At 38.0% G+C, this 1607-nt stretch carries 1 protein-coding gene and 1 tRNA gene; one reads left to right on the forward strand and one right to left on the reverse strand.

Annotation, left to right across the window (positions count from 1 at the left end; translation table 11 throughout):
- Positions 1–1382: EAL domain-containing protein (locus I3255_RS14155; RefSeq protein WP_238039387.1), on the forward strand; the 1382-nt coding region annotated here is incomplete at its 5' end.
- A 1-nt stretch (position 1383) separates the two neighbouring features.
- Here the strand turns inward: I3255_RS14155 and I3255_RS14160 are convergent.
- Positions 1384–1460 (reverse strand) — tRNA-Pro (locus I3255_RS14160).
- Positions 1461–1607 lie beyond the last annotated feature (147 nt).

The following is a 1607-nucleotide window of genomic DNA, read 5'->3' on the forward strand; positions in this document are numbered from 1 at the left end:
GCCAAGAGAATGGTGATGGTTCTGTTACTCATTACATGGCGATAAAAAAAGACATTACTGAAACAAAAGCGACCCGAAACCAAGTTGAAAAGCTTGCTTATTATGACTCATTGACTGGGTTACCAAACCGAGCTCTTTTTCTAAAGCGTTTAAAGAAGTTACTCAATGATGATGCTGGATCCAGTCAGTTACCATTATCGTTAATGTTTATTGATTTAGACCATTTTAAAGAGATCAATGATACTCAAGGTCATGACCATGGGGATTGTTTATTACAAACGATAGGGCAAACAATACGCTCAATTTTAGAGTCTCACCACACATTAGCCCGTCTTGGTGGGGATGAGTTTGTTGTTATTGCTCCCGATACTGATGCAGAACAAGCTCAAACAATAGCTTATAAATTGCATCAAACGATTTCTCAACCCATTCCACTGAAAGGCCAAAATATTTCGGTTGGGGCAAGTATCGGCATTACCGTATGTGAAAAGCAAGGCCCCAGTGTTAGTACGTTATTAAAGCAAGCCGATATTGCGATGTATCGAGCCAAAGCTCAAGGAAATGGTTTTTGTTTATATCTACCAGAGATGGAATTAGCGTTAAATCGAAAAATAACATTAGCCAGAAAATTATTATCAGCCATCCGCCAAGATAAACTCGCACTTAACTTTCAACCTTTCATTGATTTAAATAGTCAGCAATGTGTAGGCGCTGAAGTATTGCTCCGTTGGTTTGATGATGATCTTGGCTGGATTTCGCCTGCTGAGTTTATCCCTTTGGCTGAAGAACGACATTTAGTTAGTGAAATCAGTAATTGGGTGATTCGCCATACTTGTCGTCAAATGTTGTCGTGGCAAAATCAAGGTTATGTATTGAATGGGCGTCTATCCATTAATATATCTGCTCAAGAGATAGGCCAAGAATCCTGTGCGCAGCGTATTATTCAGTTAGTTGAAGAAGAAGGTATTTCTCCTTATTTGTTAGATATTGAGATTACAGAGTCAGCGGTTGTTGTTTGTCCTCATTTAGCCGAAGATAATATTAATCAATTGGCTAAAGCTGGTTTTACAGTTTCTATTGACGATTTTGGTACAGGTTATTCTTCTTTGAGTAAGCTAAAACATTTTTCTGTTAATAAGCTAAAGATTGATAGAAGTTTTATTAATGAATTATTAATTGATGATGCTAATCGAAAGATTGTGACTGCTATTATCGCTGTAGCAAAAAGCTTATGCCTCCAACTTGTTGCTGAGGGGGTTGAAGATAAACAGCAAGAAGCGCTATTAAGTGAAATGGGGTGCGATTTTGCCCAAGGCTTTTTGTATACCAAACCAATACCAAGTGAACAGTTTGCTCAAGACTGGCTTCAAGTAAATAATTAAGTGGTCGGACTGACTGGATTTGAACCAGCGACCCCCGACACCCCATGACGGTGCGCTACCAAGCTGCGCTACAGTCCGATTACATACACCGTAAAAGTGTTTTTTATTTAAATCAACTAATTCAATTAGATAGTCATGGTTTTTGTTTGTGAGATCACGCTATCGATAATAAAAAAGAACCTCTAACAAATTGATAGAGGTTCTTAAATTACTGGATTATCTTAG

Source organism: Psychrobacter sp. Ps6 (genome assembly GCF_022129235.1).
Taxonomy (GTDB): domain Bacteria; phylum Pseudomonadota; class Gammaproteobacteria; order Pseudomonadales; family Moraxellaceae; genus Psychrobacter.